At 30.6% G+C, this 15,673-nt stretch carries 15 protein-coding genes; 12 read left to right on the top strand and 3 right to left on the bottom strand.

All coding sequences use genetic code 11. The features are described from left to right. The first annotated feature begins 32 nt into the window (after nt 1-32). Complete coding sequence (locus BR66_RS0120040; RefSeq protein ID WP_026884510.1) at nt 33-1,259, top strand: glycosyltransferase family 4 protein; 1,227 nt, start codon at nt 33-35, stop codon at nt 1,257-1,259. Nucleotides 1,260-1,348: 89 nt separating this feature from the next. Here BR66_RS0120040 and BR66_RS0120035 read toward each other — a convergent pair whose 3' ends face one another. Further along, nucleotides 1,349-1,918 carry a flavin reductase family protein gene (locus tag BR66_RS0120035; RefSeq protein WP_026884509.1) on the bottom strand — a complete coding sequence of 190 codons (570 nt, stop codon included), beginning with the start codon at nt 1,916-1,918 and terminating at the stop codon, nt 1,349-1,351. A gap of 212 nt (nt 1,919-2,130) precedes the next feature. Between BR66_RS0120035 and BR66_RS0120030 the strand changes: the two genes are divergently transcribed. The 7 genes from BR66_RS0120030 (at nt 2,131) to BR66_RS0120000 (ending at nt 8,437) form a co-directional block, all read left to right on the top strand. Continuing rightward, entirely contained in the window at nt 2,131-2,922 is a 792-nt protein-coding gene (locus tag BR66_RS0120030) for a DUF1189 domain-containing protein (protein ID WP_026884508.1), read from the top strand. Nucleotides 2,923-3,048: 126 nt separating this feature from the next. After that, nucleotides 3,049-4,221 carry a YibE/F family protein gene (locus tag BR66_RS0120025; protein WP_026884507.1) on the top strand — a complete coding sequence of 391 codons (1,173 nt, stop codon included), beginning with the start codon at nt 3,049-3,051 and terminating at the stop codon, nt 4,219-4,221. A gap of 89 nt (nt 4,222-4,310) precedes the next feature. Beyond that, nucleotides 4,311-4,748, top strand: coding sequence for an RrF2 family transcriptional regulator (locus tag BR66_RS0120020; RefSeq protein ID WP_026884506.1), 438 nt, complete (start codon nt 4,311-4,313; stop codon nt 4,746-4,748). A 16-nt stretch (nt 4,749-4,764) separates the two neighbouring features. Next, nucleotides 4,765-5,694 (top strand): cysteine synthase A, encoded by a 930-nt coding sequence (gene cysK, locus BR66_RS0120015; RefSeq protein WP_026884505.1) that lies wholly within the window; start codon nt 4,765-4,767, stop codon nt 5,692-5,694. Between the two features lie 167 nt (nt 5,695-5,861). Further along, nucleotides 5,862-7,007 (top strand): cysteine desulfurase NifS, encoded by a 1,146-nt coding sequence (gene nifS, locus BR66_RS0120010; RefSeq protein ID WP_026884504.1) that lies wholly within the window; start codon nt 5,862-5,864, stop codon nt 7,005-7,007. Between the two features lie 13 nt (nt 7,008-7,020). Next, nucleotides 7,021-8,097 (top strand): tRNA 2-thiouridine(34) synthase MnmA, encoded by a 1,077-nt coding sequence (mnmA, locus tag BR66_RS0120005; RefSeq protein ID WP_026884503.1) that lies wholly within the window; start codon nt 7,021-7,023, stop codon nt 8,095-8,097. A gap of 175 nt (nt 8,098-8,272) precedes the next feature. Further along, a complete protein-coding gene (locus BR66_RS0120000) occupies nt 8,273-8,437 on the top strand; it encodes a zinc-ribbon domain-containing protein (protein WP_026884502.1) in 165 nt (54 codons plus the stop codon). A 38-nt stretch (nt 8,438-8,475) separates the two neighbouring features. Here the strand turns inward: BR66_RS0120000 and BR66_RS0119995 are convergent, their stop codons facing one another. Next, on the bottom strand, nt 8,476-9,201 hold the full coding sequence (locus tag BR66_RS0119995) for a polysaccharide deacetylase family protein (RefSeq protein ID WP_026884501.1): 726 nt from the start codon (nt 9,199-9,201) through the stop codon (nt 8,476-8,478). Between the two features lie 211 nt (nt 9,202-9,412). On the opposite strand from BR66_RS0119995, the gene BR66_RS0119990 reads away from it, so the two are divergent. Continuing rightward, nucleotides 9,413-10,093, top strand: a complete 681-nt coding sequence (locus BR66_RS0119990) for a response regulator transcription factor (protein ID WP_026884500.1) — start codon at nt 9,413-9,415, stop codon at nt 10,091-10,093. Then, complete coding sequence (locus tag BR66_RS0119985) at nt 10,090-11,625, top strand: ATP-binding protein (RefSeq protein WP_035796692.1); 1,536 nt, start codon at nt 10,090-10,092, stop codon at nt 11,623-11,625. The genes BR66_RS0119990 and BR66_RS0119985 overlap by 4 nt, the downstream gene beginning before the upstream one ends. Nucleotides 11,626-11,729: 104 nt before the next feature. On the opposite strand, the gene BR66_RS0119980 is transcribed toward BR66_RS0119985, so the two are convergent. Next, nucleotides 11,730-13,100: a S1C family serine protease gene (locus tag BR66_RS0119980; protein WP_026884498.1), complete on the bottom strand. Its 1,371-nt coding sequence runs from the start codon at nt 13,098-13,100 to the stop codon at nt 11,730-11,732. Between the two features lie 330 nt (nt 13,101-13,430). Here BR66_RS0119980 and BR66_RS24355 point away from each other — a divergent pair, with 330 nt between their 5' ends. Beyond that, nucleotides 13,431-14,480, top strand: a complete 1,050-nt coding sequence (locus tag BR66_RS24355; RefSeq protein ID WP_341350081.1) for an AI-2E family transporter — start codon at nt 13,431-13,433, stop codon at nt 14,478-14,480. A gap of 67 nt (nt 14,481-14,547) precedes the next feature. Next, on the top strand, nt 14,548-15,621 hold the full coding sequence (locus BR66_RS0119970) for a M24 family metallopeptidase (protein ID WP_026884497.1): 1,074 nt from the start codon (nt 14,548-14,550) through the stop codon (nt 15,619-15,621). The last annotated feature ends 52 nt before the right edge of the window (nt 15,622-15,673 follow it).

The following is a 15,673-nucleotide window of genomic DNA, read 5'->3' as shown; positions in this document are numbered from 1 at the left end:
TGTTATTACAACATTGAAAAGGGGCGCTTTTAATGAGGATAGTAATGATTTCTTGGGAATACCCACCTAGGAACGTAGGTGGATTATCTAATCATGTTTATAATTTGTGTAAAGGTTTGACTTTACTTGGTCATGAGGTACATATCATAACCTGTGAAGAAGGAACAGCACCAGTAGAAGAGAACGATAATGGAGTTATTGTACATAGGGTAACTCCATATAGAATAGAAACAGAAGATTTTAGCAAATGGATTATGCAACTTAATTTTTCAATGATTGAAGAATGTATAAGGATTATAAGAAAATTAGGTAGGATAGATATTATTCATGCTCATGATTGGCTCTCTACATATTCAGCAAAAGCCATAAAGTGGGCATTTAACATACCAATGGTTTCAACAATACATGCAACAGAATCAGGAAGAAACAATGGAATAAGAACTGATATGCAGAGGTATATATCCTCCACTGAGTGGCTATTATGTTATGAATCTTGGAAAATAATTGCTTGTAGCGATTATATGAAGAGTCAAATTATAAGTACCTTTAATGTTTTGGAAGAAAAAGTTGAGGTTATTCCAAATGGCGTTAATACTGAAAAATATGATATTGAAACTGATCTATCTTCTTTTAGAAGGCAGTATGCTAAGGATGATGAAAAGATAATATTTTTTATTGGTAGACATGTTTTTGAAAAGGGAATACAGCTATTGATTGATGCTGCACCGCAAATAATGGAAAAACATAATAAGGTTAAATTTGTTTTAGCAGGGCAAGGACCAATGACGGAAGAATTAAAACGTAAGGTTAAAGATATGGGTTATGAAAATAAGATAATTTTTGTTGGGTACATGGATAACTATAACAAAAGTAATCTATATAGGGTGGCTAGTGTTGCAGTGTTTCCATCTCTTTATGAACCATTTGGAATTGTAGCTCTTGAGGCTATGGCGGCAGGATGTCCTGTGGTAGTATCAGATACTGGTGGCCTTGGGGAAATTATTAAGCATAAATATACAGGTATGAAGATGATTAACGGAGATGTTAATAGTCTTGCTTATAATGTTATTGAACTGTTAACGGATAATAAACTTTCGCGTTATGTGAAAAAAAACGCTGAGAAGTTAGTTAAAGAAAAATACACATGGAATGAAGTAGCCAGATTAACTGTTAAAATATATGAATCAACAAAACAAGAGGCATCAGATACAGAATGGGATGTAGATAAAAGAGAATTTGTGGAGAAAAAAATAGACTAAGATACTGGATGGCTATTTTTTTGAAGGCGTATTATATTGATTTTTCGGCCTAAGCCGAAAAATCTTTTTAACTTGAATACTGAATATGTTTATTTGCGTTTTTGTACTGAAAACCCAAACTTACCAATAGGTTGAGTGGTCATGGGATAATATTCACCATGGCAATAGTTTATGAGTTTTGCATTTTCAAAATGTATTTTTCCACTCTTATCAATTAAACTTTCATCTACGTGAACTTTAACAATTTCAGCTAAAAACAAATCATGACTACCTAAGGGGGTTATACTTCTTACTTTACATTCTAAGGATATAGGACAATCTTGAATTATAGGACAATCAATTTCTATCCCAGGGGAAAGAGTGAAGCCCATATCTTTAATTTTATCTGTGATCCTACCAGATTTAACACCGCAATAATCAACTTTTTTTGTTAGCTGCTCTGATGGTAAGTTTACTACAAACTCCATACTTTCTTTTATATATTCATAAGATAATCTTTCTGGTCTTACTGAGATAGTTAGCATAGGTGGTTTAGTGCACGCAGTTCCAGCCCAAGCCACAGTAAAAACATTTGTATCGCCTTTTGAATTTTTAGAGGTAACAAGTACTACGGGTACTGGGTTTAACATAGTTCCACCCTTAAATTGTATCTTTTTCATATATAAATATCTCCTAACAGTTAATAAGACTAAGGTGTATTAAATAAAATAGACTATCTATTTTTCACAAAACGCCCAATACCATTATAATTTATTATTGCTCTATAATACAACATTGTAATTTTTAAATTAATAGAGAGTATTTTTGTTGAATAATATATTATGTTAATTTATTATTAAGATATTGGGTAAATTATAATTGGGGGAATTATATGAAATATAATAGCGAGAATATGAAAATAAATTTATTCTATAAAATATTTAACAGTATTACAAACTTAAAATCCTATACAAATTTTTTAAAAGAAACCTTGGGCAAGGCAATTTTGTATTTATTTTTAATCTCATTGATATTTGGAATTTTGGGTTCTATGAGGGGAGTAATTAATAGCAATTTAGAAATTACAGATTTTAAAAATGTGTATAATCAAAAACTTCGGAATTTTCAGATTAAAGATGGTGAGTTTAAGATTGATAAAAAAATGCCAATTATTATATCAAATAGAAGTAATGATTACTATTTAATAGATACGTCTGGAAAAACCGTGCAATCGGCGCTTAATAAATATGATAGAGGAATACTTATTTTAAAAGATAAACTTATTGAGAAAATTGACAAATATAATATACAAGTTATATATTTCAATTCTTTTGGTAGCAATATTATTAACCAAGATACAATTAATGAATATTTACCATTATTGAGAATGATACCACCATTTATTACTTTGGGAATAATCATAGGATATTTTATTGGAGGGCTACTAATTGCACTTATAGTTTCTATTTTTGTACAAATTTTTTATAGGAGAATTAATATTGATTTTGAGAGTTTGTATAAAATAAGTATATATTCACTAACAGCACCGTTATTTCTTGATACAGTATTGTCTGTTTTTAAAATAGATATTCCATATTGGACATTTCTATATGCAATAATAACATTAATTTATGTTGTTATTGCACTTAAATATGCTGAAAAAAATAACCAGTTAGCAGGATGAGTTACTGGAGAGTTAAAGATTCATAGTAACTTAATTAAATTACTATGAATTATTTTTATTTATGTTGATTAATAGTTTTAATTACATTAGTATTATTAAAGGAGTTATTTTACAGAGGTGAAGAAAATGGATAAAAAAAAGAAAGAAATTATTATTACAGCAATAGTTTTGTTATTGGTGGTAATAATTTTTTGCTTAAAGAATTTTGTAATGGTTAATGGAGAAAATCAACCGATTCATGCTAAAATTATATCGGATAATGTGAACTCTAGTTCTAATTCCAAAGCACAAAACAGTAAAAATGGAATTGCCCATGGCAAAGTTCAAGTTAAAATTTCAACTGGAGATCATAAGGGCGAGACATTGTCTTTAGACAATCTTATTAATGACAAAACATATAGGGAAACCACTGCAACTAAAGGCGATGATGTACTTATAAATATAACTGAAAATCCAAATGGAACTATAAAATCAGCTTATATGTATGAACTTGATAGATATGAACCATTATATTTATTAATATTGATTTTTGTATTACTTTTAGGAATTGTTGGTGGAATAAAAGGGTTAAAAGCAGTGCTAGCATTAATCATAACAGGAATCGTAATATTAAAAGTACTAATACCACTTATTATTGCAGGGTTCAATCCAATAGTTGTATCGGTAATATTAAGTATAGGTATCAGTATATTAAGTTTATTAATTATTAGTGGTAAAAATAAAAAAACAGTGGCGGCAATAATAGGCACCATTGGTGGAGTAATTATAGCGGCTCTTATAGCTGTATATTTTAGTAATAAATTGAATCTTACGGGACTTACGGATGAAGAAATACAGATGATGATATACATATCCCAAAACACTGAATTTAATTTTAGAGGACTTATGTTTGCTGGTATTTTGATGGGTGCTCTAGGGGCAGTTATGGATGTTAGTATGTCTATTGCATCTTCAATTAATGAGGTAAAACAAAATAGACCTAACAGTACAACATCAGAACTTATAATGTCAGGTATGAACATAGGACGTGATATAATGGGAACTATGGCCAATACTTTAATATTAGCCTATGTGGGCGGTTCTATGTACGTTATAATGCTTGTGACTTCCTATAAACTCCCAATGTATAGAATTTTGGACCAAGATGCCATTGCATCAGCAGTATTAAATTCTCTTGCCGGAAGCATTGGGCTAATTTGTACAATTCCAATAACTGCAGTGGCGGCTGCCATACTTTTTAAACGGGATGTATTAAAAACTAATATAGACGACAATAATAAAGAAATAGAAAAGCCATAAAATTTTTTCATGAAACAATTGACAAATAGTGAGATTCATAATATAATCTAGTAAACAAATAGAAATACTAAGTAATATGAGGTGTGCAAATGAAAATTTCTACAAAAGGCAGATACGGACTTAAAGCAATGATAGATTTGGCAATAAATGCAGTTAATGATAGTGTTACGTTAAAGAGTATAAGTGAAAGACAAAAAATATCAGAAGGGTACCTAGAACAGATTTTTGCTTCTCTGAGAAAAAAAGGTCTTATACAAGGTAAAAAGGGTTCCCAAGGTGGTTACATTTTAGGATATTCACCAAGTGATATATCTGTTGGCGATATTTTAAGGGCTCTTGAGGGTGACTTGAACGTTGTTGATGCAAGTGAATTAAAAAATGAAGATAGAATGGAACAATGTGTGAACTACAATGTTTGGAGTAAGATCAATGATAGTATAAATGATATTGTTGACTCAATTACTTTAGAAGATTTAGTGATGAAATATAACAAACTTGCAAATGATGTATTTATGTATTATATTTAAAATATGAGGTGATTTTATGTCAAAAATTTATAAAAATGTTACTGAATTAATAGGAAAAACGCCACTAATTGAACTTACAAAATTCGAGGAGATTAATAAGCTTAGTGCTAGGGTACTGGCAAAAGTAGAGTATTTTAATCCAGCTGGAAGTGTTAAGGATAGAATTGGACTTGCAATGATTGAGGATGCTGAACAAAAGGGTTTAATAAACAAGGATACAGTTATAATTGAGCCAACAAGCGGAAACACAGGTGTTGGCCTTGCACTTGTAGCTGTAGCTAAGGGATATAAATTAATTCTTACAATGCCAGAGACAATGAGTATTGAGAGAAGAAAACTTTTGATAGCTTATGGTGCAGAGCTTGTATTAACACCAGGACCAGATGGTATGAAAGGTGCAATAAATAAAGCTGAGGAATTAGCAAAAGAATATGAAAATGCATTTATCCCACAACAATTTAAAAATCCATCAAATCCTGCTTATCATGAAAAGACTACGGCAGTTGAAATTTGGGATGATACTGATGGAAATGTAGATGTGTTTATAGCTGGAGTTGGTACAGGTGGTACACTTACAGGCGTTGCAAAGGTATTGAAGAAAAATAATCCAAATGTGAAAATAATTGCAGTTGAACCAAGTGATTCACCAGTACTTGAAGGTGGAAAACCAGGACCTCACAAACTTCAAGGCATAGGAGCAGGATTTGTACCAGATGTTTTAAACTTAGATCTAGTTGATGAAATAATATCTGTTTCAAATGAAAATGCTTTTGAGACAACTAGAAATTTGGCAAGAATTGAAGGCCTTTTAGTTGGAATTTCTTCTGGAGCAGCAGCATATGCAGCAATTGAAGTTGCAAAGCGCCCTGAATTTAAAGGTAAGAATATAGTTGTTATACTTCCAGATACAGGACAAAGATATTTATCAACTACAGTATTTGATTGAGGCATTTTTAATAAAATAGGCTAGTATTTTGACTTGATATTCCATTTTAGAAGCCTAAAATAAAAAAATCATGTTGCTTCTTTTTATGAAGCGAGTTATAGTAGATTACGGTGCAAGAATTATTTGCACCGTAATTATTTTTATATAAAAGCTGAGGTAATGAAAAGATGAATAACAAAATAATATATATGGATTATGGAGCGACTACACCTGTAGACAAGGATGTATTTAAAGAAATGGAACCATATTTTTGTTCGTTCTATGGAAATCCTTCTTCAGTGTCCGCTTTTTCTTTAGAGCCTAAAATGGCAATTGATAAAGCAAGAAGTAGGGTAGCTAAGGCAATAAATTGTAAAAGAGAAGAAATATTTTTTACAAGTGGTGGTACTGAAAGTGATAATTGGGCAATAAAAGGTACAGCCTTTGCAAAACGAAAAAGTGGGAATCATATTATAACTAGTGAAATAGAGCACCCAGCAGTATTAAATACGTGCAGATATTTAGAAACTCAAGGGTTTGATGTAACATATGTACCTGTTAAAAAAAATGGTATGGTAGATTTAGATTACCTTGAAAAATCAATAAATAGTAAGACTATTTTAATTTCTATTATGCTAGCAAATAATGAGGTTGGTACGTTAGAGCCTATAGAAGAAATAGGAAAAATATGTACTGAAAAAAATATTGCTTTTCATACAGATGCAGTTCAGGCAATCGGTCATATTAATGTAGATGTCCAAAAATTAAAAGTGGATATGTTATCTATGTCAGCACATAAGTTTTATGGACCTAAAGGAATCGGAGTTCTGTATATTAAAAAGGGCATGAAAGTAGATAATTATTTTCATGGTGGAGAGCAGGAAAGAGCAAGAAGAGCTGGTACGGAAAATACCCCTGCAATTGTGGGACTTGGGAAAGCAATTGAAAAATCTAATTCTAGCATTAGTACTGAAACAGTTAGATTAAAAAGCCTACGGGATAAGTTCTTAAAGGAAGTGTTAGAAATTCATGGAACATCTATAAATGGTGACCTGGTTAATAGAATTCCAGGTAACTCAAATATTTGTTTTCATGGAATAGAGGCAGAGACTTTGCTTATGGCTCTAGACTTACGAGGAATTTGCGCTTCTGTTGGAAGTGCGTGTTCCGCAGGATCGCTTGAGCCGTCTCATGTGCTTATAGCAATGGGACTTAGTGAAGAAAATTCAAGGAGTTCTATGAGATTTAGTTTTGGTAGTTCAACTTCGGAGCAAGAAGTTGAGAATACAGTTAAAGCATTAAAAGAGATAATACGTAATATACAAAATGTTTAGATGAGGTGAACTTATGAATAAAAAAGTTGTAGTAGGTATGAGCGGCGGAGTGGACAGCTCAGTAACTGCATATCTTTTAAAAGAGCAAGGTTATGACGTTATTGGAATAACTATGCAGGTATGGCCAGAGGATGAGGAATTTCAGGACAGAGAGAATGGTTGTTGTTCCCTCTCATCAGTGGAGGATGCTAGAAGAGTGGCATATAAACTCCAAATACCATTCTACGTAATAAATTTTAAAGATATATTCAAGGAAAAGGTAATAGAACCATTTATAGATGAGTATCTAAAAGGGCAAACCCCTAATCCATGTATAGCTTGCAACAAATATATAAAATTTGATGCATTTTTAAAAAAAGCCAAAGAATTAGGTGCTGATTATGTATCAACAGGTCATTATTCAACCATTTATAAAGAGAATGGTAGATATTTAATTAAAAAATCTGAAGATGATAAAAAAGATCAGACCTATGTTTTATATAATATGACTCAATATCAGTTAGAGCATACGTTGATGCCTTGTGGAACTTATAAGAAGGATAGAATAAGAGAAATAGCTAAGGAAATAGGATTGAATGTTCATAATAAGAAGGACAGTGAAGAAATTTGTTTTATTCCTGACAATGATCATGGTTCTTATATAAAAAGAGAAAGACCACAAAGTGTTAAAGAAGGAAATTTTGTGGATGATACTGGAAATATATTAGGAAAACACAAAGGATTAGTTTATTATACTATAGGTCAGAGGAAGGGTCTTGGAATAGCATTTGGAAAGCCTGTATTTGTAAAAGATATAAAAGCATTGACAAATGAAGTGGTTTTAGGAAATGAAGAAGGCATATTTAAAAAAGAACTCATAGCAGGTAATTTGAATTTTATCCCTTTTGATAAAATTGAAGAGCCAATTAAGGTTCAGGCTAAAATAAGATATGCATCCAAACCTACTGAAGCAATGGTGTATCCTCTTGGTGAGGAAAAAGTCAGGGTGGTGTTTGAAAAACCTGTGAGGGCTATTACAAAGGGCCAATCGGTAGTATTCTATAATGACGATTTATTACTTGGAGGGGGAATTATAGAAAATATTTTATAATTTAACATTTAAAGTAAAATATTGGTTATTTATATTGTGTTTTAAAAGGGCGTATGATATAATTTGTTTGTAATCGAGAGATTTAATATCATGAAACTAGCATTCTCCTTTTTTTCCGGGAAGTGTAATTTATGAGCCGTTAGATCCCTAATTCTAAAAAAGGAGGTATGTTTAGATGGCAGATAAGACAGTTGTATGCAAAGATTGTGGTAAAGAATTCATATTCACTGAAGGTGAGCAAGAATTTTATAAAGAAAAAGGTTTCGAAAATGACCCTGTAAGATGTCCTGAATGCAGAAAAGCAAGGAAGGCACAAAGCAACAGAGGTTTCAGAAAATAATTGAATTGTATTTAGATAGCTACTGATATATTCAGTAGCTATTTTTTAAATTTGTAGTAATATTCAGGGGTTGAATCAATAATGGGCTTAATTTCATAGCCACGATTTCTATAACAATCTATAATTTTTGGAAGAGCTTTTATTGTATTTGTATTGTTTGAATTACAGTGCATGAGTAGGATTATCCTATGATCACACACTCTACATTTCTTTGAATTTTTCACCAAATCATCTACAGAAAGATTTGGTTTAACACCATCTTCTAAACTGGAATTCCAGTCAAAGACTCTTAAATTATTTTTATGAATTTTTTCAAGCATGGATCCACTTAAATGTTTGGAACTTCCACCTGGAAATCTAATGAAATTAGAAGAATAACCTGTAACCTCTTTTATTTTTTCTTGAGAGGAAAGCATTTCGTTAATGAAAATATCATCGCTTTTATAAATTTTTTTAAAATTATGAGAATAGGTATGAAGACCGATGCTATGACCTTCATTATATATTCTTTTTAGAACTTTTTCTCTTCCAGGAATTTCTTTTCCAACTACGAAAAAAGTGGCTTTTACGTTGCAACTCTTTAAAGTATCAAGGAGCTTATCAGTTATAATACTGGGACCATCATCAAAGGTCAAATAAACGGTTTTTTTATCATTGTTTTCAATAGTTTCTTTGGCATAAGACTTTGAGGTAAGTACTAACAATAAAAGTATTATAAAAAAAACCATATACAGAATTTTTCTTGATTTTAACAAAACTTGCATTATGTCATCTTCTTTTTATTATTTTCAGTTTTTCTGTCATGAATATATTTATATTATTTGCTTAGTTAATTTAATTATGTATCATATAAGAAAATACAACTTCCAAATTGTGCTAAAAACTCGAGTTAACAATATTTTAATTTTTATATATTTTTATTATGATATAATGAAAATAAGTTAAAATCCTAAGGATATTAAAAGGGGAAACGTTATGGAAGACAGTATATTAATTGTTGAAGACGAAGAAAGAATGAGAAATTTAATTGAAGCATATTTAAGAAAGGAAAAATTTAATACGCTTAAAGCAAAAGATGGTTTAGAAGCAATTAGAACTTTTGATTCTAACAAAATTGGCCTAATAATATTGGATATAATGATGCCTTTTATGGATGGGTTTGATGTATGCAAATATATACGTAAAGAATCAAATGTTCCAATCATAATTTTAACTGCAAAAGCAGAAGAAGATGATAAGTTATTTGGTTATGAATTAGGAGCTGATGATTATGTAACGAAGCCATTTAGTCCTAAAATTTTAGTTGCTAAAACTAAAGCTCTAGTTAAAAGATATTACCCCGATGAAAAATATACAAATTACCCAATTAATATAGAGGGTTTAATAATTGATGAACTAAGCCATGAGGTTCTAATAGAGGATAAGGAAATATACCTCTCACCTAAAGAATATGATTTGTTATTATATTTTGCTAAAAACAAAGGAATATTGCTTACTAGGGACAAAATTTTGGATGGTGTATGGGGAATGGATTATTTTGGAGATTTGCGAACGGTGGATACTCATATTAAAAGGTTAAGAGAAAAATTAAAGCAGAAGGCTTACCTGATAACTACAGTTAGAGGGAGTGGATATAAATTAGAGGTAAAAAAGTGAAAATTAATAGAATTAAAATAAATAGAATTAAAGGAATAAGTGAAATAAACAAAAGCATAGCGAAAAAAATTTTTATTATTACATTAATATTCCTGGCAATATTTACGAGTTGTATATTTATATTTGAAACTCTGTTTTTTCAAAAATTCTATACAAATTGGAAAATGGATACATTGGAGAAAAATGCACAACACCTTGAGGAAAGTTATAACAAGGTTAGTGGGGAAGATGAGATTTTAAAGTTATTAGTTAATTTCCAGGATAGTAATAATAGTAAGGTTGGAATTTTAGATAAAAACGGCTATTTAAAATTTGCTTCAAATAGTGACCCCAGAGAAGAATCTTCAAATGTAAGAGTTATAAGGGCGGCAATGAACGACCTTACTTCAGAACCTGGCGCCTTTGTTGATATGAAGAGAAGTGGCAAGATAAAAACATATATATTTAAGAATAATAATTATGATACTAAGACAATTATAAGTATTGTACCAAATCAAACTAAAAATGAGGTGATTTTTGTAGTATCTTCCTTGCAACCAATCAATGAGGCCTCAGCAGTAATTCAAAAAATATTTATTTATATTTACATAGGGGCTTTTGCACTTACCATATTACTATCAATTATATATTCAAATATGATTGCTAAACCATTAATAAAATTAAATAAAACAGCACTAAAAATGTCAAAGTTAGATTTTTCCGAGAAATACAAAGTGGACAGTCAAGATGAATTAGGTAGTCTCGGAGTTACATTAAACTTTTTGTCAGAAAACTTGGATGGTGCACTTAAATCATTAAAATCGGCTAATTTAAAATTAAAGGGTGATATTGAAAAGGAGAGAAGCCTAGAAAAGATGAGAAGGGAATTTGTTGGTGGAATTTCTCATGAGCTTAAAACTCCTATTAGTCTTATTGAAGGATATGCGGAAGGAATTAAAGATGATGTTTTTCAAGAGAATGATAGGGAGTATTATGTAGATGTTATAATTGATGAAGCTAAAAAGATGGGTGTGCTTGTATCAGATATGTTAGATTTAGCACAGCTTGAAAATGGGAATTTTAAATTAAAGTGGGAAGGTTTTTACATTGATAAACTTATAAATGTAACAGCTAAAAAGTATTATAATATCTTTAATAGCAAAAAAATCGATGTGGAATTGAATTTAGGCAATAATGTACTTGTATATGGGGATACAATGAGAATAGAACAAGTACTTACTAATTTTATTACTAATGCAATTAGACATACGCAAGAAAATGGAAATATTAAAATTGATATGGAGGAAGATTCGGATAAAGTATATGTAGTTGTAAAAAATTCTGGAGAAAATATTGACCAGCCAGATTTGGTTAAGATATGGGATAAGTTTTTTAAAATAGATAAATCTAGAAATAGAAATCTTGGAGGAACGGGGCTAGGTCTTGCTATTACAAAAAACATACTTATTCTTCATAATAGCGATTTTGGTGTAGAAAATTACCCTGGTGGAGTATCATTTTATTTCTGCTTAAATAAAGATAAACACATATGAAATTAAAGTAAAGCTATGGATGAGATTTTCAATTAGTTTATTTTTAAACATGAAAGTAGCCGCAAGAAAATTATCATGTCCCTTGCGGCTATTTTCATGTTTATTTAATTTGCAGTTGCAAGTGTTATAGTAAGGCTTTTATTTACTCCATTTCTGTAAATCTCAACAGCTACCTTATCACCTGCGCTATGTTCTGCTTTTGCATTATTTAAATCATCTGAGCTCTTTACAGTTTTACCACCAAATTTTGTGATGATATCACTGGATTCAAGTCCGGCTTTATCTGCTGAACTACCTGAAGTTACGTTTTTAACTTCAGCTCCTTGTGGTACATTATTAGATTGTGAATCATCTTGAGTTACATCTTCAACTGTGATGCCAAGCATTAACATTGGTTTTGTTAGTGAAGTTATTTTTGGTTTAACAACATCAATAGGAATAGCAAAACCCATTCCCTCTGCAGAAACTCCTTCACCAGTATCTGTTAGTTTGGAACTTGTTATACCAATTACCTGACCTTGTGAATTCACAAGTGGACCACCACTGTTTCCAGGATTTATAGCAGCATCTGTCTGAATTAGAGTTTGTGATTTAGAATTTCCTACTGAAACCTGTCTATTTAAAGCACTAACAACACCTGTAGTTACTGAGCCAAAGAACTCAAGTCCCAATGGATTTCCAATAGCCACAACAGAATCCCCTACTTGTAAAGAACTAGAACTACCTAGCTCAGCAACGCCAGGCATTGTAATCGTACTATCGGAAATTTTAATTACAGCTAAATCCATGGAAGAATCGTAGTTGATTACTTTAGCTTTTGCCGTTTTTTTATTGTTCAGGGTAATGGTGATTGTTTGAGCACCTTGAATAACATGATAATTCGTTAATATATATCCATCTTTATTTATGATAATACCAGATCCTACCCCTTCTGCTTCACTACTACCATTACCTAAACCATAATTATTATCTGAAGAGAGTATCTTGGTTGAAACTCCAACTACTGCTGGACCAACCTCTTTTGCAATTTGTGCCACTGTAAGACTACTACCGCTTGAAACAGTAGGGGAGGCATTAACATTTTTGCTCCCAGAGGAGGCATCTGTATACATGTTTGAATTACTATTAGCATTAGCCAGGTTTTTATATAATGGAGTATTCTTAAAGAAACTTGTCTTAGGAAGAAGATATATAGATGCTACTCCAGAGACAGTACCTCCAAGTAAACTACAAATTAGACCAACTGCTACATAGGACGCAATCCTTTTTCCCATTCCTTTTCCATGCTTTTTTTCATTGTTTTCTAGAGTTTTAACTTCATAATCATAATCAGCGTTATCACTATTACTGCTGGAATCATAGTTTTCAGTATGTGATACATTATACCCAGAGTAATTTGACATTGAAAATTCATCTGCATTATCTGTATTATCTTTTTTATCTTTATCATTACTTTTATCATTAAATTCGCTCATATCGTCTACCTCCCAAATTCATAAATCATATGCTTTAATAATAGACAAAAACTGTGACAATTATATGTCATTTTTGTTAAATGCATATGACAATTATTAATAAAGTATAAATTGGAATTTTCCAAAAGGTATAGTATAATTAGTATTAACAATTTATTCTTATAAATATAATTATAATACAAAAAATTAAATTTATAAAGGGGACTTAAAATGTTACATAATAGTGCATATGAGAAATTAATGCATCATTCATATGAATATAATTATATTTGCATAGATTTAATAAACTTGTAAAAAAATAGGTCTTATGAGGTGGAAATGTTGGATTTTTTGAAAAAGATATTTAGTATGGATTTAGTAAAAAGCTTACTGTTTATAGCGTTTGTTGCATTATTTTTGTATATAATAAAAAGTATACTTAATTTAGTGTTACTAACATTTATACTTACGTATTTGATTAATAGTCTAGAAAATTTAGTGGTGGGTAGTTTAAAAAAATATATTCCCATTAAAAAAGGGATTATCACTTTGATTTTATATATAATTCTATTTACATTTATAATAGTGGCATTATATAACTACGTACCAGTATTAATTAATCAGATTATAAGTATTACAAAGCAAGGAGAAAATTTCTACGAAAATATTGCTATATCGGATCTGCCAAGAGGGTGGGGCAATTATCTTTTTCCAATGCTGAGAAAGATAAATATGAAAAATTATACCCAATCTGGTGTGGATTTTGCTATTCGCGCAGCTACAAATGTAGGCAAATGGAGTAGTAATCTGTTTATTGCATTGATATTAAGCCTGTTTTATATGCTTGAAAAAGATAGAGTTAAAGACTTTGTTAAAAAATTTGAATACAGTAAAGTTTCCGGAATTTATAGATATTTTAAATTTTTTGGAAACAACTTCTTGAATTCTTTTGGTAAAGTTATAAAGGCACAAGTTGTAATAGCTATGTTTAATACTGGAGTTTCAGTAATATTTCTTACTATTTTAGGATTTCCTAAGCTTTTGGCTTTGGGGTTCATGATATTTATATTAAGTCTTATTCCTGTGGCAGGGGTTATAATATCTTTAATTCCACTTGTTTTGATTGGTTTTAAAATAGGAGGACTTATAAAGGTTTTATATGTACTGATTATGATAGCTATTGTTCATATAATGGAAAGCTATATATTAAATCCAAAACTCATGTCCCATAATACTAAATTACCAATATTTTTCACGTTTGTAATACTGATATTTTCAGAACACTTTATGGGGGTTTGGGGTTTATTACTTGGAATTCCTATGTTTATTTTCTTCATTGATATTTTAGGAGTAAATCTTAATGAAGATGTAAAAATATCTAAGGCACCTGAAAAAAAGTAAAATACTTACAGTTTTTAGATACCTAAAAGCTACATCATAATAGATGAGTCACAGAGGAGATAGAATTATGGAAGAAAAAAGATTAGACAGAATATTGACTAGTATGGAAAAATATAAAATTCCACAGCTTATTATAACTTCACCTTCAGCAATTTTTTATTTAACAGGCAAATGGATAGAATCAGGGGAAAGAATGTGCGCTATATTTATAGATCAAAGTGGAGTAAAAAAATTTGTGATAAATGCATTGTTTCCAATAAATGATGATACGGGATTTGATATCATTACTTTTAATGATAGCGAAGACCCTATAGAAAAGTTGACACCATTTATTGATAAAAAGGCTGTTCTAGGTATAGATAAAAACTGGCAATCATCATTTTTAATAAGACTTATGGATAAACTACAAGGAATTTCTGTGGTAAATGGGTCTTTTATAATGGATGAAGTTAGAATAATAAAAGATGATGATGAAATACAATTGCTTAAAGAGGCATCTAAGATTAATGATATGGTGATTGATGAACTCATTAAAAATATAAGTGAAGGTAGCAAAGAAGTTGATTTGGCTAGAAATCTAGTGGATATATACGCAAAACATGGAACAGAACAGTTTTCATTTGAACCATTGATTGCTTTTGGAAAGAATGGTGCAGAACCTCATCACAGTTCTGATAATAGTATTTTGAAAAAAGGAAATAGTATTATAATTGATATAGGTGGAAAAACCAATGGATATTGTTCGGATATGACAAGAACAGTATTTTATGGAGAAATAAGTGAAAGACAAAAGGAAATATACAATCTTGTGCATCAAGCAAATTTGCAAGGCATCAAAGCAGTTAGACCAGGCACGAAATTTTCGGATATAGATAAAGCAGCAAGAGATGTGATTGCTAATGCTGGATATGGTGAATATTTTACTCACAGGACAGGGCATAATGTAGGAATTGATGTTCATGAGCCAACGGATGTTAGCAGTATAAATAATTCAGAAGTTGAAGAAGGAATGGTATTCTCCATTGAGCCAGGAATATATTTGCCAAATGAATTTGGCGTGAGAATTGAAGATTTGGTTTTAGTTACAAAAGATGGTTGTGAGATACTAAATAGTTATGATAAGAATATAAAAATCATATAATACAAAATTAATTAAAGTATGGATATTAGCCTTAAAAGTAACTTACTCTTAA

Origin of the sequence: Clostridium akagii DSM 12554 (assembly GCF_000686725.1) — a bacterium.
GTDB lineage: Bacteria > Bacillota > Clostridia > Clostridiales > Clostridiaceae > Clostridium_I > Clostridium_I akagii.
Note: the sequence above shows the minus strand (reverse complement) of the source record. Positions and strands in the feature narration are given on the sequence as shown.